Here is a 24865-nt window from a genome sequence, read left to right as displayed (position 1 = left end):
TCTACCGGACTCCGTCACGGTCTTGCACACCCGCGTACTGCTGCCACCCTAAATTCGTGTGCAAGCGAACGGTTGCAGCTTCTTAACTGACGGAGAGGCTACATGATGATCAAAGTTACCCCCGATCCACCTCGCTCCAAACCAGACTTCCTCAGCGAAGACGCCCTGCTCAACCGCCGAGCCATCGACTACTACCTCAAAGCTTCCGCCCCGGACGCGCCCAACTTTGTTCTAAATGACAACCTTAGCTTCGAAGACGCCCTCGCCCATGCGGCCGACTTGCTGCATTGCGCGGTGGAGACGGCGCACGGGTCGGCTGAAGCGATGAATGCGCAACAGCGAGCGGTGATGCATTTGGTGGGGATGGCGAAGGAGGTGGTGGGTCGGGCGTTGGAGTGTGTGCAGCCTCGATGAACACCGCATACCCCATGTGGGAGGGGGCTTGCTCCCGATTACAGTGTGTCAGTCACTGGATGATTGGCTGACACACCGCTATCGGGAGCAAGCCCCCTCCCACATTTGAAACGTCGGTGTTCTTGGGAGGGTGGCGGTTTAGAACCCGCGATGCTTCTTCAGGTGTTCATTGATCTTCGCCGGCGGCACTTTCTGCAAGGTGCACAGCAGGTCGTGGGACAGTTCGCGCAACCCATGCGTACCGCGCAACTGCTCGGCCAAGTGCGCCGTGAGGTTGGCCGCCATCTCCGCATCCGCCATCGCCCGGTGAGCCTTGCCGGTGTGGGGCAGTTGGGCGAATGAGTTCAATGTGCCGAGTTTGTGGTTCGGTGCCGACGGCATCAGCCGACGGGCCAGCAGCAGGGAGCAGGCGAATTTTTGCAGGCGGGTGCGGCGGATCAGGCCCAGTTCGAAGTCCCAGAACTTCTGGTCGAACGCGGCGTTGTGCGCCAGCAGTGGCGTGGTGCCGACGAACTCATTCACTTCGTTCATCACTCGCTCGGCCGGTGGCGCGCTGCGCAGCATGGCGTTGCTGATGCCGGTGAGTTGCTCGATAAAGCCCGGCACACGCACGCCGGCATTCATCAGGCTCTGGTAGCGGTCCACAATTTGGCCGCGCTCAAGGATGACCACCGCGATTTCCGTGGCCCGGCAGTGGCTGCTCGGGGTGATGCCGGTGGTTTCAAAGTCGATGACCGCTATACGTTCCAAACCTGTTCCAACTCCGTCTAACAATTTATTGAGCCGCTGCGCTTATTTGAGTAGCAACGCGCCTTCGATCGGCACGTAGCGGCTGGCGGCGCGTATCAGCGAGTTGGCCGTCAGCCCTGGCACGCCGTAGGCCACGGCTTCGACGCCATGCTTTTGGATGACGCGGTCGAGCAGCATGTCGAAATCACCGTCGCCGGAGGCCAGCACCACTTCGTCGACGTGGTCGGCGGCGTCCATGATGTCGAGGGTGATGCCCACGTCCCAGTCGCCTTTGGCCGAGCCGTCGGCTCGCTGGATGTACGGTTTGAGTTTTACCGTAAAGCCCAGATTGCGCAGGATCTGCTGGAATTGCTGCTGCTTGCTGTCGCCACGGTCGATGGCATAGGCATACGCCTCGACGATCTGGCCGCGCGAACCGATGTCAGCCCACAGGGCCGCATAGTTGAAGTGGCAGCCGTAGGCTTGGCGCACGGTGTAGTAGAGGTTTTGTACATCGGCGAACACCGCAATTTTCTTCACCGCACTTCCTCATGACAGCCAGGCGCCAGCGCCCGGAAAGGCGCCAGTATGCCAGCCATGGGAAAGTTTCAGCGAAAAATCAGCCCGGGGCGACGAAGCGCCCCGGTTGAGTGCGGGTCAGACGAAGGAGTCGTCGTCGCCAAAAGAGGAAGAATCGTCGGCATAGTCGTTGCCAGCAAAGCTGTCGGAGTTGTCGCTGCCCCAATTGTCATTGCCGGCAAACTTCTGGTCGTCGTTGCCCCAGTTGCTGTTGTCACTGGCAGGCGCCGGTTCTTCGCGAATGATTTCTTCCACCACTTGCGGCTGTTGCGAGTTGTGGTTGAACAGGCTGCTGATGCCTTCGGCCAGCATTACGCCACCCGCCACACCGGCAGCGGTTTTCAGCGCGCCACCGAGGAAGCCGCTGCCTATGGGCGCTGCCGGTGGTTGCTGGTAATTCTGCTGCGGCGCACCGTAATTCTGCTGCTGCGGCGCAGGCTGGCCAAACTGAGGCCGCGCCGGTTCACGCCAGCCACCCGATGAAGGCGGGGCGCTTTGTGCGGGCTGCGAATCGCGAGAACTGCCGCCGCCAAAGATGCTCGACAGGAAACCACCACTCTGCGCAGGCTGCGCGGCCTGCGACTTGGCCTGTTGCAACTCATCCTGCAACTGCTGGATCTGCTGCGCCTGTTGCTTGTTCTGCGCGTCGAGGCTCTTGATCGCGTGCTCTTGCACCAGGATCGACTGGGTCATGTAGTACCCGGCAGCCGGTTGGCGAGTCATGTGCTCCTTGATCCGCGCTTCGGCCAGGGCGTCGCGGGGGGCTGAGTCCGTTTCGGCTTGTTGCAACCGTGAAAACAGTCCATCGATCAGGGTTTGCTCTTCGCTGTTCATGGCGACCTCGTTAGATTGCCGGTAAAAATCATGGGCCCGCCTGTGATCGGCGAGCTACGTACTAGTTATGGGGCTGTTACCAGACGTTTCAATGATCTTTACGCAAGGTTTACGTTTGCTTACGGCTAGTCATGATCGGTTAAAGTGTGGGCCTTGCTTCTAGGCCTGTGATGAACCTGATGAATCCGTTAGACGTATTACGCGACTCCTTGCGTTTCACCCAACGTAACCTGGGCGCCATCGTCCAGCTGTGCCTGCCGTTGGTGATCCTCGAGGCCCTGCTGCAGCAAGTGCTCAACCACACGCTGGGCCCGGATGCCTTCCCCGGTTACAGCGTCATCGTGGGGTTGTTGGTGTACCCGATGTACACCGGTGCCTTGATCCTGTTTTTGGATGCGCGCACCCGTGGCGAGTCGCCACGCACCAAGGATGTGTGGGCCATGGCCCTGACCCTGTGGCCCCGCTTCGCCCTGCTGACGGCCATCAGCACGTTGCTGATTTTGCTGGGCCTGTCGCTGTATTTCCTGCCGGGCCTATGGCTGATGGTGGTGCTGGCGTTTGCCGAGTACCTGTTGGTGCTGCGCGGCATGCCGGCGCTGGAGGCAATGAAAGAAAGCTTTCGCCTGAGCCGTGGGCATTTCTGGCGAATCCTGGTGTGCCTGCTGTGCGTGATGACGCCGCTGTGGCTGCTCAAAGGCGCCAGCGTGGCGGCCTACCCTGATCCTGCGCCGCTGCTGGGCGTACTGATCGACAGCGCCCACAGCTTCCTGCAACTGTTTACCAGCGTGGTGCTGTTTCGTTTATTCATGCTGATCGGTGGCGATGCGGACGCACGGTGATATGCTCCTGCCACTCCTGAAACGCTATAAGCCGAGCCGATGACCCGTTTATTGCGCATCACCCTGTTTAGCCTGTTGATCATTGCGGCCCTGCTCACGGCCCTGATCTACAGCCTGACGTGGCGCCCCACCGACAAAGAAACCCTCCCCGTGAGCTGCGTCGCGCCACGTGCGCCGACGTTGCTGCCGGGGCAGGCGCTCAAGGTCATGACCTGGAACGTGCAGTATCTGGCTGGCAAGAACTACGTGTTCTGGTACGACACCGCCGACGGCAGCGGCCCGGACGACCGCCCGACCGTGGAAGACATGGCCTCAAGCCTGGACGAAGTAGCTAGAGTGATCCGCGACGAACAGCCCGACATCCTGCTGTTGCAGGAACTCGACGAAAACGCCAAACCGTCGCATTATCAGGACCAAATCGCACTGCTGCAGGAACGCCTGGTCGACCTCTACCCCTGCAGCGCCCAGGCGTTCGACTGGAAAGCCGACTTTGTGCCAGACCTGCATATCTTCGGTAGCGTCGGCCGCAAACTGGTGACCCTCAGCCGCTACCAGATCGAACACGCCGAACGCCTGCAACTGCCGGTGTCGCCGGCCAACTTCATCAGCCGCCAGTTCCAACCCAAGCCTGCCTTGTTGCTGACCTACCTGCCACTGAGCGACGGCGGCCAACTGGCGGTGCTCAATACCCGACTGGACGGTGATAGGCCTGGGCGGTCGGCGGTGCAGGAACAAGCCAGGGCCACGGTGAAGCTGCTCGACAAGTTCGAAGGTCGTGGCACGCCATGGCTGATCGGTGGGGATTTCAACCTACTGCCACTGGGGCAATTTCTACGCTTGGACGCCAGTAAACGCGGCCAATATTCACCGGACAGTGAGCTGCATCTACTGTGGGATAAATACCCGATGATCCCGAGCAACAGTGAATCCAGTGGGATTGATCGCGAAAAATGGCTGACAAACTTCCCAAATGACCCGAGCGTAGAGGGTCCGGATCGTACGTTGGATTATCTGTTCTACAGCCCACGCATCAAGCGGGTGGAAGCCAAAGTGCGGCAGGCGGATACGTTGCGCATCTCTAATCACCTGCCGGTGATTGCGCGCTTCCTGCTGCCGCCTGCGCAATAACCAACACCACAGCACCCACATTTGATCTCCACACGACCTACTTGCGGGGTTTGATCCGGGCGGTTGGTTCGGCCACCAACGGGTCATCCGGCCAGTAATGCTTCGGATAGCGCCCCTTCAAATCCTTCTTCACCTCGGCATACGTGCTGCGCCAGAAGTTCGCCAGGTCCTGCGTCACCTGCACCGGCCGTCGCGCCGGGGACAGCAGGTGCAACTTCACCACCTGACGCCCACCGGCAATGCGCGGCGTGTCCGCCAGCCCGAACAATTCCTGCAAGCGTACCGCCAGAATCGGCGGCTGTTCGCTGTAGTCCAAACGCACCGACGAGCCCGACGGCACTTTCACATGCTGCGGCGCCAGCTCGTCCAGGCGCTGGGGCAGCGGCCAGGGCAACAGGTTGTGCAGAAAACTGGAGATATCCAGGTTGGCGAAATGGTTCAGGCGCGAGACTTTGCCCAGATACGGCATCAGCCAGTGCTCCAGGCTGGCAAGCAAAGCCTTGTCACTGATGTCGGGCCATTCGCTGGTTTTGCCGGCATCCAGCTGGCGCAGCAGCATGACGCGGGCCTGCCATTGGCGCAGTTCAGGTGTCCACGGCAGCAGCTCCAAGCCTTTGCGGCGCACCAGGTTCACCAGCGCCTGGCTACGCGCGGACTCGTCGAGACCGGTCAGCGGTTCCCGGCTGAGCACCAGTTCGCCGACTTTGCGCTGGCGTTCGGCGCGCAGTACGCCTTCGCGTTCATCCCAATCCAGCTGGTCGACGTTGCGTACTTGCTCGGCGAGGACCGTGTCGAACAGCGTCGGGTCAAAGTCGGCGGCGAGGTAGATGCGTTCTTCGCGCTGGCCCTGGCGGCTGCCGAGGTCGGCAATGACCAGCCAAGGTTGTTTCATCAGGCTGTCGGCCTCGGCGAACAGCGCCGCGCGGCCGTTGGCCAGGCGATATTCGGCGCCGCCGGGGCGACGCTGTTGAGCGACGCGGTCCGGGTAGGCCAGCGCCAGCAGGGCACCGAGCCAGCGCGGGTGGTCCGGGTCGGCCACGGTTTGAGTCGCCTGACCTCTCAAGTAGCCACGATATTGCCGCGCCAGTTGTTTGGCCCGCTGCACGCCACCTTGGGTGCCCCGCGCGCGTTCTTCACCGGACATCAGCGCCAACCGACTGTGCAAATCGGCGCCGGCGCCGCGCAAGATATCGCGTTCACCCAACAGCGCGGCGACATCACAGGCGGTGGCCGCCAATCCCAAGTCCTGCCCGCGCAACAGCAAATGGGCAATACGCGGATGCGCCGGCAGCTCGGCCATCTTCTGGCCATGGGCTGTGAGTTTGTCGTTAGTCAAGGCGCCGAGGCGCACCAGCAACTCCTGGGCCTGGGCATACGCGGCAGTCGGCGGCACGTCCAGCCACACCAGCTGCGTGGGTGTGACGCCCCAGCGCGCCAGTTGCAAGGCCAAGCCGGCGAGGTCGGCGGCAAGAATTTCCGCACTGCCATAGGCCGCCAAACCTTCGTGCTGGTCCTCGGACCACAACCGATAACACACGCCTGGCTCGAGGCGCCCTGCCCGCCCGGCGCGCTGGGTGGCGCTGGCGCGGGAGATGCGCTGAGTCTCAAGGCGGGTCATGCCGCTGCCGGGGTCGAAACGCGGCACTCGCGCCAACCCGGCGTCGATCACCACGCGCACACCATTGATGGTCAGGCTGGTCTCGGCAATGTTGGTGGCCAGCACCACTTTGCGTTTACCGGCCGGTGCCGGGTCGATGGCCGCGCGTTGGGCGTTGAGGTCCAGCTCACCATGCAGCGGGCACAGCAGCACATCAGGGCGATCACCCAAGGCGTCAGCCAGTTGCTGATTAACGCGGCGAATCTCCGCCTGCCCCGGCAGAAAAACCAGAATGCTGCCGGTTTCGTCGTGCACAGCGTCGAGGATGGTTTGCACCACGCGCGGCTCAATAAATTCCCCCGCCTGGTACGGTCGCCCCCAGCGCATCTGTACCGGGAACATGCGCCCTTCGCTGCGCAGGATCGGCGCGTCATCCAGCAGGCCAGACAGGCGCTCGCCTTCGAGGGTGGCGGACATCAGCAGGATTTTCAGCGGTTGTTCATCGCGGAACAGGTCGCGGCCGTTCAGGCTCAGCGCCAACGCCAGGTCGGCGTCGAGGCTGCGCTCGTGGAACTCGTCGAAGATCAGCAGGCCCACGCCGTCCAGCGCCGGGTCGTCCTGCAAGCGGCGGGTGAGAATGCCTTCGGTGACCACTTCGATGCGCGTATTGGGGCCAACTTTGCTGTCGAGGCGGATACGATAACCGACGGTTTCGCCAACCTTTTCTCCCAACTCACTGGCCAGACGTTCGGCGGCGGCGCGTGCGGCCAGGCGTCGCGGTTCGAGCATCAGGATGGTCTGCCCAGCCAGCCACGGCTCGTTCAACAGGGCCAAGGGCACGCGGGTGGTTTTACCGGCGCCAGGCGGCGCTTCCAGCACGGCTTCATGGCGAATCGCCAAGGTGTCACGCAGGGCGGGTAAAACATCATCGATTGGCAACGAATTCATACTGGCTCCAAAGCAGAGCGGCGAGTATAACGGCGAACTGCCGGATGCCGGTGTTGGTCTCAACACCTGCACCGGCTTGGGCTGTGAATGCAGCTCCCACATTAGAGCGGCGACGCTCAACAGAATTGTCTTATAGTCCCGTATCAACCGTGTTCAGGAGATTTCCATGCGTATCGCTTCCCGTGTCATCGGCGGTGTCCTCGCCGTCACCCTGCTGAGCCAACTAACGGCCTGCGGTTCGATTTTCTATCCAGACCGTCGTGGCCAGATCGATGGCAAGATCGACCCGACCATTGCCGTGCTCGACGCCGTGGGCCTGCTGTTCTATGTGATCCCGGGCCTGATCGCGTTTGGCGTCGACTTCGCCACCGGCGCCATCTATTTCGAGCCGGGCAAGACCGCCCAAGTCGCTCCCGAGAAACTGCGCGAAGCCATCGGCGCTGACGGCAAGGTCGACAATGCCAAGCTGCAAACCATCATCCAGCAAGAAACCGGTCGCACCCTGCCCCTGGACGACCCGCGCATGATCCAGTTCAAGGGCAGCGTGCAACAACTCGCGGCCCTGGGCCTGCAACCCGCCGCTTAAGGATTCGACTCACTTATGACCAGCAGTCCCGAACACGCCAGGCTCTTGCGCCTGGCCACCCGTGCCTCCGTGGGCGTGGCCTCTGCGCTGATTATTACCAAAGCCATCGCCTGGTGGCTCAGCGGCTCGGTGAGCATGCTTGCCGGGCTGACCGACTCGCTGCTCGACGGCGTGACCTCGCTGCTCAATTTGCTCGCGGTGCATTACGCGCTGCGCCCGGCCGATGATGATCACCGCTATGGGCATGGCAAGGCGGAATCACTGGCAGGCATGGCCCAGGCCCTGTTTATCGCCGGCAGTGCGGCGTTGATCGCGTACCAGGCGTACCAGCGCTTGCAACATCCGGAGCCCGTCGGCGCGCCTTGGCTGAGCATCGGTGTGATTGTGTTTTCACTGGTGATGACCGTGGCGCTGCTCATGGTGCAACACCGGGTAATCCGCGAAACCGGCTCTAACGCGGTGCGCGCGGACTCGCTGCATTACCGCTCGGATTTGCTGCTCAATGGCAGCATCCTGGTGGCACTGGTGTTCGCGGGCATGGGTTTCCATCAGGTGGACGCGTGGTTCGGCCTGGGGATCGCCGCCTACATCCTGTGGAGCGCAATCCAGATCGCCCGAGAGAGCTTTGCGGTGTTGATGGATGAGGAGCTGCCGCCAGACGTAAGCCAGCACATGCTGGAACTGGCGCAGGGTGTGCCGGGTGTGTTGGGTGCGCATGATTTGCGCACGCGAATTTCCGGCAGCCACTGGTTTGTGCAGTTGCACCTGGAATTGCCGGGGGAGTTGTCGCTGTCGGTGGCCCACGGCATCAGCGATCAGGCCGCCGATGCCATTCACCAGGCCTACCCGCGCGCCGAAGTGCTGGTGCACGCCGACCCGCGGGAAGTGGTCACGGGCAACAAAGCCTAGTATTGCACCTGATAGCCGCGACTGGTCAGGCAGTTGCCCTGAGCCTGGCGGTAAGTTTGCACCACCGCCGGGTCAGGGGCGTAGGTCGCTGCCTGCGGGTCGAAACCGCTTTGCTGCACGGCCCAGCGATAACAGTCGTAGCCGTCCTGCTGCACTTGAGCCGGTGACTGGCCGTTGGCCGGGTAAGCCACTACGTCATAACCGTTGCCTTGCGGTGCGGGCTGGGGCGTCGGCACGTCTGTAGGCGGTTGCACCACCACGTACTGCTGAGTGGCGCTTTCATAGGTGTAATACGAACCGGCCGCGAGGAAGAACAGCGCGCTGCCCACCCACACTTCCCGCGCGTAGTCCGGTAGGTAGTGCACGCGGATGCCGTACGGCGGCGTCACCACCTCATAGCGCGGGCCTTGCGGGCGATACCAGTAGCCGCCGGAGAAGAAATAATCCTGGCCACGGTAAGGCACGCGGTAATTACGGTCGGGGAAACGGTCAACCATATAGCCCGGGCGGTATTGCGGGCCGGGGCCCCAGCCGTTGCCGTGCCCATTCGGGCGGCCAGGCCAACGGTTGTCATTGGGGTGGCCATTGTTGAAGCCGCCACCGTTGTTACCCGGGCGCGAACCTGGGCCGCCCACCTCCCAATGCGGGTTGCCGTCGTTGCGGCGCGGAATGTCACGGTAGTAACCCTGGCGCGGTTCCTGGGTCTGGCGCACGGTGTCCGGGCGACCTTGGATTGGCAGGTTATTCGCGGGCGCAGGCGCTGGTCGGGTCTGCTCGGTACCTTGTGGGTGGCCTTGCCACTGCCCGCCGCCGTGCGGCTGTTGCTCGGCGCGATCAAAGTGCTGGTTTTGTGAACGCGGCGGGTTGTTTTCCGGACGCGTTTGATTGTTCTGCGGGCGAGGTTGGTTATTTTGCGGTCGCGGCTGTTCGTTGCCTTGCCGCCCGCCTTCCGGACCTCTTTCATGCTGACCGCCCCCTTCAGGGCGTGGGTCGTCGGCCATCACGTGGGTGCCGACGCCAACCATCAGCAAACCGACACCTGCCATACGCCAGATGCGCTTCATGCTATTCCTCACTGCGGATAAGGGCCTAGAACGTCCAGCCTCATAGATAAGACTGGAAAAGCCCTGCCCGGTTCTGAGATAGGTTATCAGTCACAAGAGTTATTTTCGTAGGTAAAAGGCGCACGCAAAAGAAAAGGGGCGACCCGTCGGCCACCCCTTGAGAATTTCGTCCTGGCTCAACGCTTTTGACGTTGGCTCACCTCACGCCGTCTTGTGGACAGTGTGCAGCCTGGAGGCCGGCTCAACCCTGCTAGGGTGGCGGCCGCAGCGGGCCTGATTGGGCTCGCTGTAAGTGGACTGTTGTCCAGGCGGTGATTCTGTGGGTAATCATAGGCCCCGCGCGCCGACAGATGATTGCGAAGATTGCGTCAATAAACAGTGCTTGCGCAATTTTTAACCCTTCATAGATAATTCGCCGCAATAGTTACGACAAAGGCCAACCCAATGAGCAAGCTTGACCGATACGACCTGAGTATTTTGGCGGAATTGCAGCGCGACGCGAGAATCTCCAACCAGGAGTTGGCCGAGCGCATCGGCTTGTCGCCGTCGCCCTGCTCGCGCCGGGTCAAGCAATTGGAAGACGACGGCTACATCGCGCGCCAGGTCGCCTTGCTGGATCGCAAGATGCTCGGCCTGAGCCTGACGGCCTATGTGCTGATCGGCATGGACCGCCACACACCCGAGCGTTTCGAGAACTTCGAGGCCGCCATCCGCACCCTGCCGCAAGTACTGGAGTGCAGTTTGGTGACGGGGATGGATGCTGACTATCAGTTGAAAGTGGTGGTGCCGGACATGGACCACTATCAGAAACTGCTGCTGGGGCATTTGACCCGCATTGAAGGCGTGACCAGCGTGCGCTCGAGCTTTGTGCTGAACCAGGTATTGAACAGCACCGAGCTGCCACTGACCCACCTGCGTACCTGATCTCAAGAGCACTGAAGATCAACTGCGGGGGCTGGCTTAACTGCGATGCAGACAACTCGGTGTGTCAGCCAGCCCCAGTTGATGCTATCGCCGGCAAGCCAGCTCCCACATTGACCGCGGCCAGACTCAGGTCAATGTTGCGTCTGTGACGCTGCCGTATACTTCCCGCCTGCCCTGCCGGAAAAACTCACATGAACAACATCGACCCCGCCCTGTTCGAAGAATGGATGATGACCGGCCTGGTCACTATCCTGATCATTTTCATGGGCTTTATCGTCTGGGACCTGGCGAAGAAATCCAAGGCCGGGCGCTTTGGTTCGTTCATCCTGTTTTTCGTGCTGGGCCTGGGCGTGGCTGCGTTCATCATCAAGAGCGTGGTGATCGGCCTCATCGAGTCTGGCGCTTTATAAACGCGCGGGTACTTCCTTCCATTGGCCTTGGTCCAGGCCGTCGATTGTCCAATCGCCAATACGCACGCGCACCAGACGCAAGGTTGGCAGGCCCACGGCAGCGGTCATGCGTCGTACCTGGCGGTTACGCCCCTCTCGAATCACCAGTTCAAGCCAGTAAGTGGGTAGGTTTTTGCGAAACCGCACCGGCGGGTTGCGCGGCCACAACGCGGGCTCATCCAAACGCCGGGCCTCGGCGGGCAAGGTTTTACCATCGTTGAGTTCGACCCCATCGCGCAGGCGTTGCAGCAATTCTTCGGTGGGTTCGCCTTCCACCTGCACCCAGTAGGTTTTCGCCAGCTTGTGCTTGGGGTCGGCAATCCGCGCCTGCAACTGGCCATCGTTGGTCAGCAGCAACAGACCTTCGCTGTCACGGTCCAGGCGACCGGCCGGGTAAATGCCGGGGATGTCGATAAAGTCCTTGAGGGTCGCGCGCCCGCCTTCGTCACTGAACTGGGTCAGCACGTCGAAAGGTTTATTGAACAGGACCAACTTCGGCTCGGCCGGTGGTGCCTTAGCAACGCGACGCGCGGCAGAATGTGGAGGTTTCACGCCTGGGCGGCGCGAATCGGGACGGGTGGGACGGGACATGGCAAAGGAACATCTAACGGTCAGGACCGACAATGCTAGTGGCCTGACCGCTAAATGACCATCCCAACCGCTTAGCGGAACGGTGGCTCGTCGAAGCTGCGCAGTTTGCGCGAGTGCAGCGAGTTGAGTTCGGTGCGCAACAGGTCCACCGCCTCGATGCCGATCTTCAAGTGCTGGCTGACCGCGCGCTCATAGAACGCGTTGGCCGACCCCGGCAGCTTGATCTCGCTGTGCAGTGGTTTGTCCGAGACACACAGCAACGTGCCATACGGCACGCGCAAGCGATAACCCTGGGCGGCGATGGTGCCGCTTTCCATGTCCACGGCCACGGCGCGGGACAGGTTGATCAGCGGTCGCTCCTGGGCCCAGCGCAGCTCCCAGTTGCGATCGTCGTAGGTCAACACGGTGCCGGTGCGCAGGCGCTTTTTCAGCTCTTCGCCTTTTTCGCCAGTGACGTTGGCCGCGGCTTGCTGCAAGGCCATCTGCACTTCGGCCAGGGCCGGGATCGGGATGTTCGGCGGCACCACACGGTCGAGAATCCCGTCACGGCGCATATAGGCGTGAGCCAGTACGTAGTCGCCGATGGTCTGGGATTGGCGCAGGCCGCCGCAGTGGCCGATCATCAGCCAGCAGTGTGGGCGCAACACGGCCAAGTGGTCGGTGATGTTCTTCGCATTGGACGGGCCGACGCCGATGTTCACCAGCGTTACGCCGTGGCCGTCGCTGGCTTGCAAGTGGTAGGCCGGCATCTGGTAACGGTGCCAGACCACACCGGCAGCAATCGCCGAGGCCTCGCCGTGGTCCATGCTCTTGTCGATAATCACGTTGCCCGGCAACACCATGCGGATAAACCGTGGGTCGCTGCGCAATTGCTCCAGGCCATGCAGGATGAACTGGTCAACATAGCGGTGGTAGTTGGTCAGTAGGATCCACGGCTGCACATGGCGCCAGTCGCTGCCGGTGTAGTGCACCAGGCGGCGCAGGGAGAAGTCCACGCGGGCGGCATCGAACAGCGCCAGCGGCAGCGGGTCAGTGTTTTCCCAGTCGTAGAGGCCATCGGCAATGCCGTCGGTGGCGGCCGACAGGTCGGTGCTGGGGAACACGCGGGCCAGGGTCGCGGCGGTCACGCCGGAGCCGGCCAGTTCGTCGCCCTGCTCCACCACATACGGGTAGGGAATGTTCTGTTGGCTCACGCCGACTTCCACCGTCACGGTGAAGTCGTGCATCAGCGGCACCAGTTGCTCCAGCAGATATTTACGGAACGCTGCGGGATGGGTGACGGTAACGCTGTAGGTGCCCGGCAACTGGACCTTGGCATACGCCCGGGTGGTCTGTGGGACTTCGCCCTGAACCAGGTAGGTCAGGCGCAATTCGGGGTAGCGAAACATTGCGCGCTGTTCAGCGTCGGGCTCGACGCGGTCCTTGAGGTATTGCTTGAGGGCTTGATTGAGCGCTCCGGTAGCACGCTCATGCAGAGCCGCCAGCCGGTCAACGGCTTCTTCGGCGGTTTGAACGACAACAAAAGCTTCGGTCACGATAAGCATCCTGTGTTCTGACTTGCAGGCCTTTATCTTGCCTGTATCCCGGCCAGACGCAAACTTTGAATTGGAGTACCTATCTCAAGAGGAGTGCAATCCCTGTGGGAGCCGGGCTTGCCCGCGATGGCGGTGGGTCATTGATACATCTGGGGGCTGGCACACCGCTATCGCAGGCAAGCCAGCTCCCACATTTTGAACCGTGTTTATTCAGAGATATTGGGCGTGGAACGGGCGACGATCGCCTCCACATCCACCCCTCGAGGCAAGGTGCCATACACCTGACCGGACAACTCACCCAAGCGGCTGGCAATAAACCCATCACTGACCGCCGCATTCCCGGCCTCCAGCAACAGCTTGGCCTGCAACGCCAGGGCAATGTCCTCGGTCAGTTGCCGCGCACGGTACTGAATATCCTGGGTGTCCATAAACGCCGACTTGAGCTGCTCGATATGCCGCGCCAGCTGCTTGTCGCCATGCCCATTGCCCAGCTCTACAAACAGCGCTTCCAGCACGCCCGGCTCCTTCGACAGCGCCCGCAGCACGTCCAGGCACTGCACGTTACCGGAGCCTTCCCAGGTTGAATTCACCGGTGCCTCACGGTAAAGACGCGGCAGGATGCTGTCCTCGACATACCCGGCACCGCCCATGCATTCAGCGGCTTCGTTGATCATGGCCGGCGCGCGTTTACAGATCCAATACTTGCCCACCGCCGTCACCAGCCGGGCGAATTTGGCTTCCTGTTCATTATCGAGGTGATCCAGTGCGCGGCCCATGCGCATGCTCAAGGCCAGTGAAGCCTCACTTTCCAACGACAGGTCGGCCAGTACGTTTTGCATCAGCGGTTGTTCGCTGAGGACGCGCCCGCCGACCAGGCGATGGGCGCAATGATGGCTGGCCTGGCTCAGCGCCTGGCGCATCAAGGCGCTGGAACCGACCATGCAGTCAAAGCGGGTCATAGCGACCATCTCGATGATGGTCGGTACGCCACGGCCTTCTTCGCCGATCATCCAGGCCAACGCGCCGCGAAACTCCACTTCGCTGGACGCGTTGGAACAGTTGCCGAGCTTGTTTTTCAGGCGTTGGATGTAGAACTCGTTGCGCGTGTCGTCCGGGCGCTGCCGCGGCAGTAGGAAACACGTTAGGCCTTTGTCAGTCTGTGCCAGGGTGAGGAACGCATCACACATCGGCGCCGAGCAGAACCACTTGTGCCCCACCAGTTCATAGGCTTGCCCGGGGCCACCCGCACCGACCGGATAAGCGCGGGTCGTGTTGGCGCGCACGTCAGTGCCGCCCTGTTTCTCGGTCATGGCCATACCGATGGTGGCGCCGGCTTTATGGGCGATGCCGACGTTACGCGGGTCGTATTCGGTGCTGAGGATTTTCGGCAACCAGGTCTGCGCCAAGTCGGGCTGCAGGCGCAGCGCCGGGACGCAGGCGAAGGTCATGGTCAGCGGGCAGCCGGTGCCAGCCTCGGCCTGGCTGTGCAGGTAGGTCATGGCAGCACGGGCCACATGCGCGCCGGCTTGCGGATGCGCCCACGGCAACGATGGCAGGCCATGTTCTACGGCGGTACGCATCAGTTCGTGATAAGCCGGATGAAATTCCACCAGGTCGATGCGATGGCCATAACGGTCATGACTGTGGAACACCGGTTTGTTCTGGTTCGCCAGGAACCCGGCCTCCATCAACGGCCCACCGGCCAGCGCGCCATAGGCATCGATACGCGCCTCGGCCGAGCCGGCACCAAAGCGGCGCGACCACTCTTGCAAGGGCAAGTCGATGCGGTAAAGGTTGGTTCCGTCCAAAGACGGTGGCTGGTTGGTGACGTCGTGGGTTTCAGCGAACTGATGCAGGTTCATGGCGGGCCTCCTGGAAAAGGCCACGTGCAGTTGAGGCCTGAACGTCAGTTAAGCACCGCCAACCGGCTTAAAAAAGTGGCATACACGCCTAATGCCCGGCGCTTTCGCCCTCTATCGGACAGAGCAGGCACCGCTCCAGCACCGCCTGCAACGCGTCAAAACGCACGGGCTTGGCCAGACGATCGGTGATGCCGATGCCATGGCAGCGCTCACGATCCGACACACTCAGTGACGTACTCAGGGCGATCACCGGCAACTCACCGCAGCCCGGCAACGCGCGAATCTGACAGCACAACGAGAAACCGCCTTCAGGCACATCCATCAGCACCGCATCGAAGGTTTCACTCTGCAATTGCGCCAACGCAGACGCGCCGTTGTCCACCGTTTTTACCCGGTAGCCGAGTTTGAGCAGCATGCCGCGCACCGCCAGATGCCCCACACTGTTGTCGTCCACCAACAGCACAGCGCACTCGTGCGAGGCCCGTTGCGCAAGGGGCTTCTGGACCGCCGCTGTTGGCTCCGGCGGCAACGGATTCAGGGTCACTTCCAACTGGAAACGACTGCCCTTGCGCGGCTCGGAATGATGGGTCAGCCGCCCGCCAAGCAGTTCGATCAACTGCCGGCAAATCGCCAGGCCGATACCCAGGCCGCCGTATTCACGGGTAGTCGAGCCGTCGAGCTGGAAGAAGCGCTGGTACAGCGTGGCCTCGTCGAGGAAGGCGAAACCAATACCGCTGTCGGTCACGATAAAGCTCAGGCGCACGCTGCCATCACTTTGCGGAACGCCCACCACACGCAAACGCACGGCGCCTTCGTGGGTAAATTTGAAGGCGTTGTCGAGCAGGCAATCCAGGCATTGGATCAGCTTATCGGCGTCGCCAATCACGCGGTCCGGCAGCTCATCCGCGACGTCGATGGAGAATTCCAAGCCTTTGCTCTGCGCGCTGGCGCTGAACTGCTGGCGCAGGGGGTCGAGGGCGCCGCGCAGGCTGAATACCTTGGGCTGGGCGCTCAGGCGCCCGGCCTGCAATTCGGTCAGGGTGAGAATGCCGTTGACCATGCGCATCATGTCTCGCGCCGAGCTGGCGGCAGTTTGGTGGTACTGCGCCAGGTCATCGTCCAGCGGCACGGTTTGCATCAGTTCCAAGGAGCCGATCACGCCGTTCATCGGCGTACGCAATTCGTGGGTCAGGGTGGCGAGGAATTCGTCCTTGAGACGGTTACTGCGGGCCAATTGCTGGTTGAGCACTTCGAGTTTCTGGCTGGCGTCGAACAAGATCTGCGCCTGCTGCTCGCGCATGCCGTTAATGCGGTCCGCAAGGGCCAGGGACAGCAGCGCCACTTCAATCGCCGAACCCAACTGGCTGGCGTACATGGTGAGGAACATATTGGGCAGGTAGCCCAGCACCATCAGCGTATTGACCACCCCACCGAGCAGGAACGCCGACCAGGCGATGATGAAATAACGCGCCATGCGCTGGCCGCAGTACCAAGCCTTGATGGCGGCAATAAAGATGGCCACGGTAAACACCAGCGCCAAGCCGGTGGCCAGGCGCAAGGCCACGGCGTAGCTGGTCAGCAGTGCCAGCACCATCACCACCGCGCCGCAGGCTGCCAACGCGAGCAATATCCGGTCGATCCAGCGGCTGTGCTGCGCGGTGTGCAGGAAGCTGCGCGCGAACAGGCTGCCGAACAGCGCGGCGGAGCCGATCAGGAACGGCACCGCCGCATTCGACCACCACGGGTTGTTGGGCCAGAAGTACTCTACGGCCACGCCATTGACCGACAGCTGGTAGAGGCCGAACGAGGCGATATAGAGGATGTAATAGAGGTAGCTGGTGTCGCGCACGCTCAGGTAAATGAACAGGTTGTAGACCAACATCCCCAGCAACACCCCGTAGATAGCACCAAGCACATAGAGGCGCAGCGGTTGCTCCTCCATGTACGCAGTAGGGGACCAGAGGGTCAACGGAGCCTGGATCGAGCCTTCACTCTGCAGGCGCAGATAGACCGTTTGCTGCTGATCGGGCACAAAGTTGAGCTTGAACAGGTAGTTGCTCTGGCGCACTTCCCGGCTGGAGAAAGGCAATGCACTGCCGGTACGGGAGGTCAGCCGGTAGTTACCAGCGCCATCACCCTGATACAGGTCCAGACGATTAAGAGGTGGATAAGCCAACTCCAAGAACCAGGTGCGCGGGGCGCGGGGGTCACTGGCGGTGTAATGCAGGTCGACCTTGAGCCAGAACACCGAGCGCGAATAGCCAGCATTGAGGGTGGCGTTGTCATGGGTCTTGAACTGGGCGGCGTAGGCGGGAGAGCTGACTTGGGCGATGGTGAGGGCGTCGGTGGGATCTTCGAGCACCTGCATGACCCGGCCCAACGGCAGGCTTCGAGTGCTCTGATTGAACTCAACGGCGCCGGCGAGCATCGGCAGCCCGCACAATAATAACATCAGCAAATAGCGCATAGAGCCCCAGCGTGGCCTGTCCGGTTAGGTCAAAAGCCCCCCATTCCTTTTGAGTAGACGTAAACCGGCGATACATTAAGTTGTTTGGATCCACTCTAGCATAGCCGCTAGAGGCCATTAGACACCATTGATAAAATTTTTCGAAAGGCTCTAGGGCGTGGCTTTCAGCGATTTATCGCACACAGATAAAGGCTAGCAAAAAGCCACAATCGCGCGTAAATACTGACGACATTCAACCTTCCCCAGACGGCCACGCAAAAAGCGTTTGGTGGTAAGCTCGCGCACCATGAATATCTACAGCTCTCGCCCTGTTGTTCTCTGTCTCTCCGGCCATGATCCCAGTGGTGGCGCCGGCTTGCAGGCAGATATCGAAGCCCTGCTCGCCCAAGGCTGTCATGCGGCCCCGACCGTCACCGCCTTGACCGTGCAGAACACCGTCAATGTCAGCGATTTCCGCGTGCTCGACCGCGAGTGGGTACTGGCCCAGGCCAATGCCGTGCTCAGCGACTCCGACGTGGCGGCGGTCAAGCTCGGCATGCTCGGCTCCACCGCGATGGTCGACACCGTGGTCGAACTGCTGCAGGCGCACCCGCACCTGCCGGTGGTGTGCGACCCGGTGCTGCGGGCTGGCGGCGGTGGCAGCCTGGGCAAGGACGAAGTTGGCTATGCCATGCGCGAGCGGCTGTTGCCGTTGTCGTTGATCGCCACACCGAACCTGCCTGAAGCGCGCATCCTCGCCGAGTTGCCTGAAGGCACTGCGGACGAATGCGCCGAGAAGCTGCTGCCGTTCATCAAGCACCTGCTGATCACTGGCGGCCACGGCGACGAGCATCAAGTGCACAACCGCCTGTACAGCCGCGACGGCACGCGCCAGACCTTTACCTGCCAGCGCCTGCCCGGCAGCTATCACGGCTCGGGCTGCACACTTGCCAGTGCACTGGCCGGGCGCATCGCCCAGGGCGAAGGCCTGGTCAGCGCCGTGCAATCCGCGCTCAACTACACGTGGCGCACCCTGCGTGATGCCGAACAACTCGGCCAGGGCCAATTCGTGCCGCGCCGTTTGCCGCTGGATTTCTGCTCTTAAACAGCAAAAGAGGCCTGCCCGATGAAACTACGTGGCCTATACGCCATTACCGACAGCCAACTGTTGACCGGCAAATTCCTCGCCTATGTCGAAGCGGCATTGGACGGCGGCGTGACCTTGCTGCAGTACCGCGATAAAAGCAGCGACGAAGCCCGCCGCCTGCGTGAAGCGGAAAAACTGCGCGAGCTGTGCTCGCGCTACAAGACCCAGCTTATTATCAACGATGACGCCGAATTGGCCGCGCGCCTGGGCGTCGGCGTACACCTGGGCCAGACCGACGGCCCACTGACCCCAGCCCGCGCATTGCTCGGCGCCAAGGCAATCATCGGAGCCACCTGCCACAGCCAGATCGAACTGGCCGAACAGGCCGCCAGAGAAGGCGCCAGCTACGTCGCCTTTGGTCGTTTCTTCAATTCCAACACCAAGCCCGGCGCACCCGCGGCCACCGTGGAAATGCTGGCCCAGGCCCGCGCGCGCTTGCAACTGCCGATCTGCGTGATCGGCGGCGTCACCTTGGAGAACGCCGAACCGCTGGTGGCCCACGGCGCCGACCTGCTCGCTGTGGTGCACGGCCTGTTCGGTGCTGAAAGCACCCAGGAAGTCACGCGCCGCGCCCGCGCCTTCAACGATCTTCTTAAAATTTCAGTTTAGAGAGCCCGACCATGTCCCGTTCCGAAACCCTGTTTGCCAATGCCCAGAAACACATCCCCGGTGGTGTGAACTCCCCCGTGCGTGCGTTCAAGAGCGTGGGCGGCACGCCGCTGTTCTTCAAGCATGCCGAAGGCGCCTACGTCACCGACGAAGATGACAAGCGCTACGTTGACTACGTCGGTTCCTGGGGCCCGATGATCCTCGGCCACAGCCACCCGGACGTGCTCGACGCGGTACGCCAGCAGTTGCAACACGGTTTGTCCTACGGCGCCCCGACCGCCATGGAAACCGAGATGGCAGACCTCGTGTGCTCGATCGTGCCGTCGATGGAAATGGTGCGCATGGTCAGCTCCGGCACCGAAGCCACCATGAGCGCCATACGCCTGGCCCGTGGTTTCACCGGCCGCGACAGCATCATCAAATTCGAAGGCTGCTACCACGGCCACTCCGACAGCCTGCTGGTGAAAGCCGGTTCCGGTCTGCTGACCCAAGGCGTGCCGAGCTCGGCCGGTGTACCGGCAGCGTTTGCCAAGCACACCCTGACGCTGCCGTTCAATGACATCGCCGCCGTCGAGCAGATGCTCAGCGAAGTCGGTCAAGAGGTAGCGTGCATCATCGTCGAGCCGGTCGCCGGCAACATGAACTGCGTGCCACCGGCACCGGGCTTTCTTGAAGGTTTGCGCGAACAGTGCGACAAGCACGGCGTGGTGCTGATTTTCGACGAAGTGATGACCGGTTTCCGTGTCGCCCTCGGCGGCGCCCAGGCTTACTACGGCGTCACGCCGGACCTGAGCACTTTCGGCAAGATCATCGGTGGCGGCATGCCGGTGGGCTGCTTCGGCGGCAAGCGCGAAATCATGCAACACATCGCGCCGCTGGGCCCGGTGTACCAAGCGGGCACCTTGTCGGGTAACCCGCTGGCCATGGCTGCCGGCTTGACCACCCTGCGCCTGATCAGCCGCCCGGGCTTTCACGCCGAGTTGACCGACTACACCACTCGCCTGCTGGACGGTCTGCAACAGCGTGCCGATGCTGCTGGCATTCCGTTTGTCACCACCCAGGCCGGCGGCATGTTCGGGCTGTACTTCAGCGGCGCCGACGATATAGTCACGTTCGATGACGTGATGGGCAGCGACGCCGACCTGTTCAAGCGCTTCTTCCACTTGATGCTGGAAGGCGGCGTTTACCTGGCACCGAGCGCTTTCGAAGCCGGTTTCACCTCGATCGCCCATGGCGATGCCGAGTTGAAACTGACCTTGGATGCTGCCGAGCGCGCCTTCGCGGCCCTGAAATAAGGGGGCATAAGTCTGACGTTGCACTTGGCGGCGTCAGATTTGCTACTTTGCTTACAGATATTTCCTGAGTTTTACGAGAAATCACCTGCAATCGGGCAGATAACTTACCCACGCAGCAGAAAAACGAGTAAAGACTTTGTAAGCAGAGGCCTGCTTATTTCATAATGCGCGCTTATTGGACCCCCGAGGGTCCGCGCGCCCCGTCAGAGGTAAGTCGATTCCCATGAAACGCACCGGCCGCACCCTGGTTCTGGGCTGCCTGTTGCTCCTTCAGCCGCTGCTGGCACATGCACAAGCAGGCGGCAACTCGTTGTTAATCCCAGCGATGGGTCGTTGCACCCTCAATACCCAGCCGAACAGTCAGGCCGAAGCGCTGAGCGCGTGCCAGAAGCAGGCTGAGGAGGGGGATGCGCAGGCGCAATACGAGTTGGGCGAGTACTACCACGACGACAAAAACCCCGCCCGCGATCTCAATAAAGCCTTGAGCTACTTTGAGAAAGCTTCGTTACAGGGCCATGCCCAGGCGCAATTCGAACTGGGGAAAATGTTTTTTCATGGCGAAGGCGTGCCGGCCAATAACGTCCAGGCGTACATCGTGCTGAAAATGGCCGCGGTCAACGGTGCGGAAGACGCGCTGGATACCGCCGACGAAGTCGCCGAGCGCATGCAGCGCGATGAGTTGGAAGTGGCGACACAGGTGCTGGGCCAGATCTTCCGCAATTACCTGCAGGAATTGCAGAGTGCGGATGGGCGTTCGCCGTTCTCGCCACTGCCTTAAATTCTGCTAAACCCTTCTACCGCTATCGCGGGCAAGCCCGGCTCCCACACTGAACGGCATTCCAACGGCTGGAACTGGGTCGAATGCGGGAGCTGGCTTGCCTGCGATGGGCACACTTGGGTCTAACGCCCTACTTCTCTGGCATCGGCATCGGAAACGGCATCACATTGCTGGTGCCCCGCGCCTCGCTGATCTTCGGCGTGCCCAGGCGCTCCACTTCATCGATACGCACAATCGAATGCATCGGCACAAAGCTGCGCACTACCCCTTCAAATTGCGCCTTGAGTTTCTCCTCGCCCGGGTCGACGACCAACTGGGTGCGCTCGCCAAAGACGAACTCTTCCACTTCCAGGAAGCCCCACAGATCACTTTGATAGATCTGCTTGGCGTACATTTCGAACACCTGGCCCTGGTTGAGGAAAATCACCTTATAGATTGGAGCTTCACGTTTGGTCATGGTGGGCGGATAACACATCGGGGATATAAAAGAGGGCGCGAACTATAGCATGGCACCCGATGCACAGCGCTAGGAACCAATGGACATGCCCCCTATAATGCGCGGTTCTTTACCACCAGTTGACGATTCCCATGGCCAAGAAGCTTTACATCGAAACCCACGGTTGCCAGATGAACGAGTACGACAGCTCGCGCATGGTCGATCTGCTGGGCGAACACCAGGCCCTGGAAGTCACTGCCCGCGCCGAAGATGCCGACGTAATCCTGCTCAATACCTGCTCGATTCGTGAGCGGGCCCAGGACCGTGTGTACTCGCAGCTGGGCCGCTGGCGTGAATTAAAACTGGCCAACCCGGAGATGGTGATCGCCGTCGGCGGTTGCGTGGCCAGCCAGGAAGGCGCGGCGATCCGCGACCGCGCGCCCTATGTCGATGTGGTCTTCGGTCCGCAAACCCTGCACCGTCTGCCGGAAATGATCGACGCTGCGCGCATCACCAAACTGCCGCAAGTGGACGTGTCGTTCCCGGAAATCGAAAAATTCGACCACTTGCCCGAACCGCGTATCGACGGGCCAAGCGCCTACGTGTCAGTGATGGAAGGCTGCAGCAAGTACTGCACCTTCTGCGTGGTGCCCTACACCCGCGGTGAAGAAGTCAGCCGGCCGTTTGACGATGTGATGTCGGAAATCATCCACCTGGCCGAAAACGGCGTGCGTGAAGTGACGCTACTGGGCCAGAACGTCAACGGCTATCGCGGCCAGACCCACGACGGGCGACTCGCCGACCTGGCAGAGCTGATCCGCGTGGTCGCCGCCGTCGACGGCATCGACCGTATTCGCTACACCACCTCGCACCCGCTGGAGTTCTCCGACAGCCTGATCCAGGCGCACGCCGAAGTGCCGGAACTGGTCAAGCACCTGCACCTGCCGGTGCAATCGGGCTCAGACCGCATTCTGTCGGCGATGAAGCGCAACCACACCGCCCTGGAATACAAATCCAAACTGCGCAAATTGCGCGCGGCAGTGCCGGGTATCTGCATCAGCTCGGACTTTATCGTCGGCTTCCCTGGTGAAACCGAGAAAGACTTCCAGCAAACCATGAAGCTCATCGAAGACGTCGGTTTCGACTTCTCCTACTCGTTCGTCTACAGCCAGCGCCCGGGCACTCCGGCTGCCGACTTGGCAGATGACACGCCTGAGGCGCTGAAAAAAGAACGTTTGAACGCGTTGCAGCACCGCCTGAACCAGCAAGGCTTCGAGATCAGCCGACAAATGGTCGGTTCGATCCAGCGCATTCTGGTCACCGACTACTCGAAAAAAGACCCGGGCGAGCTCCAAGGCCGTACCGAGAACAACCGGATCGTCAATTTCCGTTGCGACACGCCAGCCCTGATCGGCCAATTCGCCGACGTGCACATTGATGCGGCGCAACCGCACTCGTTGCGCGGCTCGCTGGTGCAGTCACCCACCCATATTTCTGACTGATTGAGAGCAAAATGTGGGAGCGGGCTTGCTCGCGAAGGCGGTGGATCAGTTGATACATGTATTAGCTGACCCAACGCCTTCGCGAGCAAGCCCGCTCCCACATGGGAACCGTGCTGCACTTGGGCTAGATAAGTGCTTTCGTCCCCGCGCCACTGGCGTTATCCTCTCTTTCATCTCAACAGCCAAAGGGCGGCTAAAAGCGACCTTGAACGCACCCATAGAACCCCATCGTTTTCTCCTCGAGCCTTTTGAGGCTCGCCGTTTCGCCAACCTGTGCGGACAGTTCGACGAGCACCTGCGCCTGATCGAACAACGCCTGAGCATCGAGATCCGCAACCGCGGCAATCAGTTCGAGCTTATTGGTGAACCTCAACACACCACGTCTGCAGAAAACCTGCTCCGCCGCCTCTACCGCGAAACCAAGGGTAGTGAACTGTCGCCGGAGACCGTGCACCTGTACCTGCAGGAATCTGCCGTAGAAGATTTGGCCAACAACCCAGTGGCCGAAGCCAGCGTGGCCCTGCGCACCAAAAAAGGCATGATTCGCCCACGCGGCTTGAATCAGCAGCGCTACGTCAAAGAAATCCTCGGTAACGATATCAACTTCGGTATCGGCCCTGCCGGCACCGGCAAGACCTACCTGGCCGTAGCCTGCGCGGTGGACGCCCTGGAGCGCGAGCAAGTGCGCCGCATCCTGCTGGTGCGCCCGGCGGTCGAGGCCGGCGAGAAGCTCGGCTTCCTGCCCGGCGACCTGGCCCAGAAAATTGACCCGTACCTGCGCCCACTCTACGACGCGCTGTACGAGATGCTCGGCTTTGAATACGTGGCCAAGCTGATCGAGCGACAGGTGATCGAGATCGCCCCGCTGGCCTACATGCGTGGCCGTACCCTGAACAACAGCTTCATCATCCTCGACGAAAGCCAGAACACCACGGTCGAGCAGATGAAGATGTTCCTCACCCGTATCGGTTTCGGCTCCACTGCCGTGATCACCGGTGACGTCACCCAGGTCGACCTGCCCAAGGGCACCAAATCGGGGCTGGCGCAGGTGATCGAGGTGCTCAAGGACGTGCCGGGCATCAGCTTCACGCACTTCATGCCCAAGGACGTGGTCCGCCACCCGCTGGTACAGCGCATTGTCGAGGCCTACGAGCGCTTCGAACACAAGGATGACGCACCGGCCAAGGACGCTCGCCGCGATGCTTGAGCTTGACCTGCAACTGGCTACCGAAGCGCCCGCCCCCAGCGAAGCGCAGTTCCGCCAATGGTGCACACTGGCCCTGCGCCAGCGCACCGCCGACTCGGAGCTGACCATCCGTCTGGTGGATGAGCCCGAAGGCCGTGAACTGAATCACACCTGGCGCCAAAAGGATTACGCGACCAACGTGCTGTCCTTTCCCGCCGACGTACCGGATGAGTTACTGGATATTCCCTTGCTGGGCGATCTGGTGATCTGTGTCGAAGTGGTGGAGCGCGAGGCGAAGGAACAAGGCAAGGAACTTGAGGCCCACTGGGCCCATCTAGTCATCCACGGCTGCTTGCATCTCTTGGGTTACGACCATATAGACGATGACGAAGCCTTGGAAATGGAAACACTGGAACAAACGTTGCTTGCAGAATTGGGTCACCGCGACCCGTATGCAGACGACGAAAACTGAAACTAC

24 protein-coding genes are annotated in these 24865 nt (G+C 61.4%); 14 read left to right on the top strand and 10 right to left on the bottom strand.

Translation table 11 applies throughout. From position 1 onward, the window contains the following. The first annotated feature begins 105 nt into the window (after nucleotides 1-105). On the top strand, nucleotides 106-414 hold the full coding sequence (locus FW764_RS16915) for a DUF6124 family protein (protein WP_446434975.1): 309 nt from the start codon (nucleotides 106-108) through the stop codon (nucleotides 412-414). A 138-nt stretch (nucleotides 415-552) separates the two neighbouring features. On the opposite strand, the gene FW764_RS16910 is transcribed toward FW764_RS16915, so the two are convergent. From FW764_RS16910 to FW764_RS16900, 3 genes are all read right to left on the bottom strand, one after another. After that, on the bottom strand, nucleotides 553-1164 hold the full coding sequence (locus FW764_RS16910; RefSeq protein WP_446434858.1) for a 3'-5' exonuclease: 612 nt from the start codon (nucleotides 1162-1164) through the stop codon (nucleotides 553-555). 42 nt (nucleotides 1165-1206) lie between these two features. After that, complete coding sequence (locus FW764_RS16905) at nucleotides 1207-1683, bottom strand: LabA-like NYN domain-containing protein (RefSeq protein WP_446434857.1); 477 nt, start codon at nucleotides 1681-1683, stop codon at nucleotides 1207-1209. Nucleotides 1684-1800: 117 nt separating this feature from the next. Beyond that, the gene (locus FW764_RS16900; RefSeq protein ID WP_446434856.1) at nucleotides 1801-2556 is read right to left on the bottom strand and encodes a DUF2076 domain-containing protein; all 756 of its coding nucleotides are present in this window, start codon (nucleotides 2554-2556) and stop codon (nucleotides 1801-1803) included. A 179-nt stretch (nucleotides 2557-2735) separates the two neighbouring features. On the opposite strand from FW764_RS16900, the gene FW764_RS16895 reads away from it, so the two are divergent. Next, nucleotides 2736-3395, top strand: a complete 660-nt coding sequence (locus FW764_RS16895; RefSeq protein ID WP_446434855.1) for a YciC family protein — start codon at nucleotides 2736-2738, stop codon at nucleotides 3393-3395. Nucleotides 3396-3434: 39 nt separating this feature from the next. Continuing rightward, a complete protein-coding gene (locus FW764_RS16890; protein WP_446434854.1) occupies nucleotides 3435-4523 on the top strand; it encodes an endonuclease/exonuclease/phosphatase family protein in 1089 nt (362 codons plus the stop codon). A 37-nt stretch (nucleotides 4524-4560) separates the two neighbouring features. Here FW764_RS16890 and hrpB read toward each other — a convergent pair whose 3' ends face one another. Continuing rightward, on the bottom strand, nucleotides 4561-7068 hold the full coding sequence (gene hrpB / locus FW764_RS16885) for an ATP-dependent helicase HrpB (RefSeq protein WP_446434853.1): 2508 nt from the start codon (nucleotides 7066-7068) through the stop codon (nucleotides 4561-4563). A gap of 166 nt (nucleotides 7069-7234) precedes the next feature. On the opposite strand from hrpB, the gene FW764_RS16880 reads away from it, so the two are divergent. Both FW764_RS16880 and FW764_RS16875 read left to right on the top strand, forming a co-directional pair. After that, on the top strand, nucleotides 7235-7654 hold the full coding sequence (locus FW764_RS16880; RefSeq protein WP_446434852.1) for a polyribonucleotide nucleotidyltransferase: 420 nt from the start codon (nucleotides 7235-7237) through the stop codon (nucleotides 7652-7654). 15 nt (nucleotides 7655-7669) lie between these two features. Further along, on the top strand, nucleotides 7670-8563 hold the full coding sequence (locus FW764_RS16875) for a cation diffusion facilitator family transporter (RefSeq protein WP_446434851.1): 894 nt from the start codon (nucleotides 7670-7672) through the stop codon (nucleotides 8561-8563). Here the strand turns inward: FW764_RS16875 and FW764_RS16870 are convergent. Next, nucleotides 8560-9627, bottom strand: coding sequence for a DUF6515 family protein (locus FW764_RS16870; RefSeq protein WP_446434850.1), 1068 nt, complete (start codon nucleotides 9625-9627; stop codon nucleotides 8560-8562). The two genes, FW764_RS16875 and FW764_RS16870, sit on opposite strands and share 4 nt — an antisense overlap. A 444-nt stretch (nucleotides 9628-10071) precedes the next feature. Between FW764_RS16870 and FW764_RS16865 the strand changes: the two genes are divergently transcribed. Beyond that, complete coding sequence (locus FW764_RS16865; protein WP_003194418.1) at nucleotides 10072-10551, top strand: Lrp/AsnC family transcriptional regulator; 480 nt, start codon at nucleotides 10072-10074, stop codon at nucleotides 10549-10551. 200 nt (nucleotides 10552-10751) lie between these two features. Further along, entirely contained in the window at nucleotides 10752-10961 is a 210-nt protein-coding gene (locus FW764_RS16860; RefSeq protein WP_025999909.1) for a DUF2788 domain-containing protein, read from the top strand. On the opposite strand, the gene FW764_RS16855 is transcribed toward FW764_RS16860, so the two are convergent. From FW764_RS16855 to FW764_RS16840, 4 genes are all read right to left on the bottom strand, one after another. Beyond that, the gene (locus FW764_RS16855) at nucleotides 10956-11591 is read right to left on the bottom strand and encodes a pseudouridine synthase (RefSeq protein WP_446434849.1); all 636 of its coding nucleotides are present in this window, start codon (nucleotides 11589-11591) and stop codon (nucleotides 10956-10958) included. The genes FW764_RS16860 and FW764_RS16855 overlap by 6 nt on opposite strands. Before the next feature lie 71 nt (nucleotides 11592-11662). After that, the gene (amn, locus tag FW764_RS16850) at nucleotides 11663-13135 is read right to left on the bottom strand and encodes an AMP nucleosidase (RefSeq protein ID WP_446434848.1); all 1473 of its coding nucleotides are present in this window, start codon (nucleotides 13133-13135) and stop codon (nucleotides 11663-11665) included. Between the two features lie 197 nt (nucleotides 13136-13332). Beyond that, the gene (locus FW764_RS16845; RefSeq protein ID WP_446434847.1) at nucleotides 13333-14988 is read right to left on the bottom strand and encodes an acyl-CoA dehydrogenase family protein; all 1656 of its coding nucleotides are present in this window, start codon (nucleotides 14986-14988) and stop codon (nucleotides 13333-13335) included. 88 nt (nucleotides 14989-15076) lie between these two features. After that, on the bottom strand, nucleotides 15077-17455 hold the full coding sequence (locus FW764_RS16840) for a hybrid sensor histidine kinase/response regulator (RefSeq protein ID WP_446434846.1): 2379 nt from the start codon (nucleotides 17453-17455) through the stop codon (nucleotides 15077-15079). A gap of 286 nt (nucleotides 17456-17741) precedes the next feature. On the opposite strand from FW764_RS16840, the gene FW764_RS16835 reads away from it, so the two are divergent. From FW764_RS16835 to FW764_RS16820, 4 genes are all read left to right on the top strand, one after another. Beyond that, nucleotides 17742-18539, top strand: a complete 798-nt coding sequence (locus tag FW764_RS16835) for a hydroxymethylpyrimidine/phosphomethylpyrimidine kinase (RefSeq protein WP_446434845.1) — start codon at nucleotides 17742-17744, stop codon at nucleotides 18537-18539. 21 nt (nucleotides 18540-18560) lie between these two features. Beyond that, nucleotides 18561-19190, top strand: a complete 630-nt coding sequence (thiE, locus tag FW764_RS16830) for a thiamine phosphate synthase (protein WP_446434844.1) — start codon at nucleotides 18561-18563, stop codon at nucleotides 19188-19190. Between the two features lie 11 nt (nucleotides 19191-19201). Beyond that, nucleotides 19202-20485 (top strand): glutamate-1-semialdehyde 2,1-aminomutase, encoded by a 1284-nt coding sequence (gene hemL / locus FW764_RS16825; protein ID WP_446434843.1) that lies wholly within the window; start codon nucleotides 19202-19204, stop codon nucleotides 20483-20485. Nucleotides 20486-20708: 223 nt separating this feature from the next. Beyond that, the gene (locus tag FW764_RS16820; RefSeq protein ID WP_446434842.1) at nucleotides 20709-21263 is read left to right on the top strand and encodes a tetratricopeptide repeat protein; all 555 of its coding nucleotides are present in this window, start codon (nucleotides 20709-20711) and stop codon (nucleotides 21261-21263) included. 130 nt (nucleotides 21264-21393) lie between these two features. Here the strand turns inward: FW764_RS16820 and FW764_RS16815 are convergent, their stop codons facing one another. After that, nucleotides 21394-21720 carry a DUF1820 family protein gene (locus FW764_RS16815; protein ID WP_003194436.1) on the bottom strand — a complete coding sequence of 109 codons (327 nt, stop codon included), beginning with the start codon at nucleotides 21718-21720 and terminating at the stop codon, nucleotides 21394-21396. 131 nt (nucleotides 21721-21851) lie between these two features. On the opposite strand from FW764_RS16815, the gene miaB reads away from it, so the two are divergent. From miaB to ybeY, 3 genes are all read left to right on the top strand, one after another. Beyond that, a complete protein-coding gene (miaB, locus tag FW764_RS16810; RefSeq protein ID WP_446434841.1) occupies nucleotides 21852-23201 on the top strand; it encodes a tRNA (N6-isopentenyl adenosine(37)-C2)-methylthiotransferase MiaB in 1350 nt (449 codons plus the stop codon). A 205-nt stretch (nucleotides 23202-23406) separates the two neighbouring features. Further along, a complete protein-coding gene (locus tag FW764_RS16805; protein WP_446434840.1) occupies nucleotides 23407-24408 on the top strand; it encodes a PhoH family protein in 1002 nt (333 codons plus the stop codon). Beyond that, entirely contained in the window at nucleotides 24401-24859 is a 459-nt protein-coding gene (gene ybeY, locus FW764_RS16800) for an rRNA maturation RNase YbeY (RefSeq protein WP_094951263.1), read from the top strand. Before FW764_RS16805 ends, ybeY begins: the two co-directional genes overlap by 8 nt. The last annotated feature ends 6 nt before the right edge of the window (nucleotides 24860-24865 follow it).

The sequence above is a fragment of the Pseudomonas sp. 1152_12 genome (genome assembly GCF_052850675.1).
The sequence above is the reverse complement of the archived record's forward strand: the minus strand, read 5'-3'. Positions and strand labels throughout refer to the sequence as shown.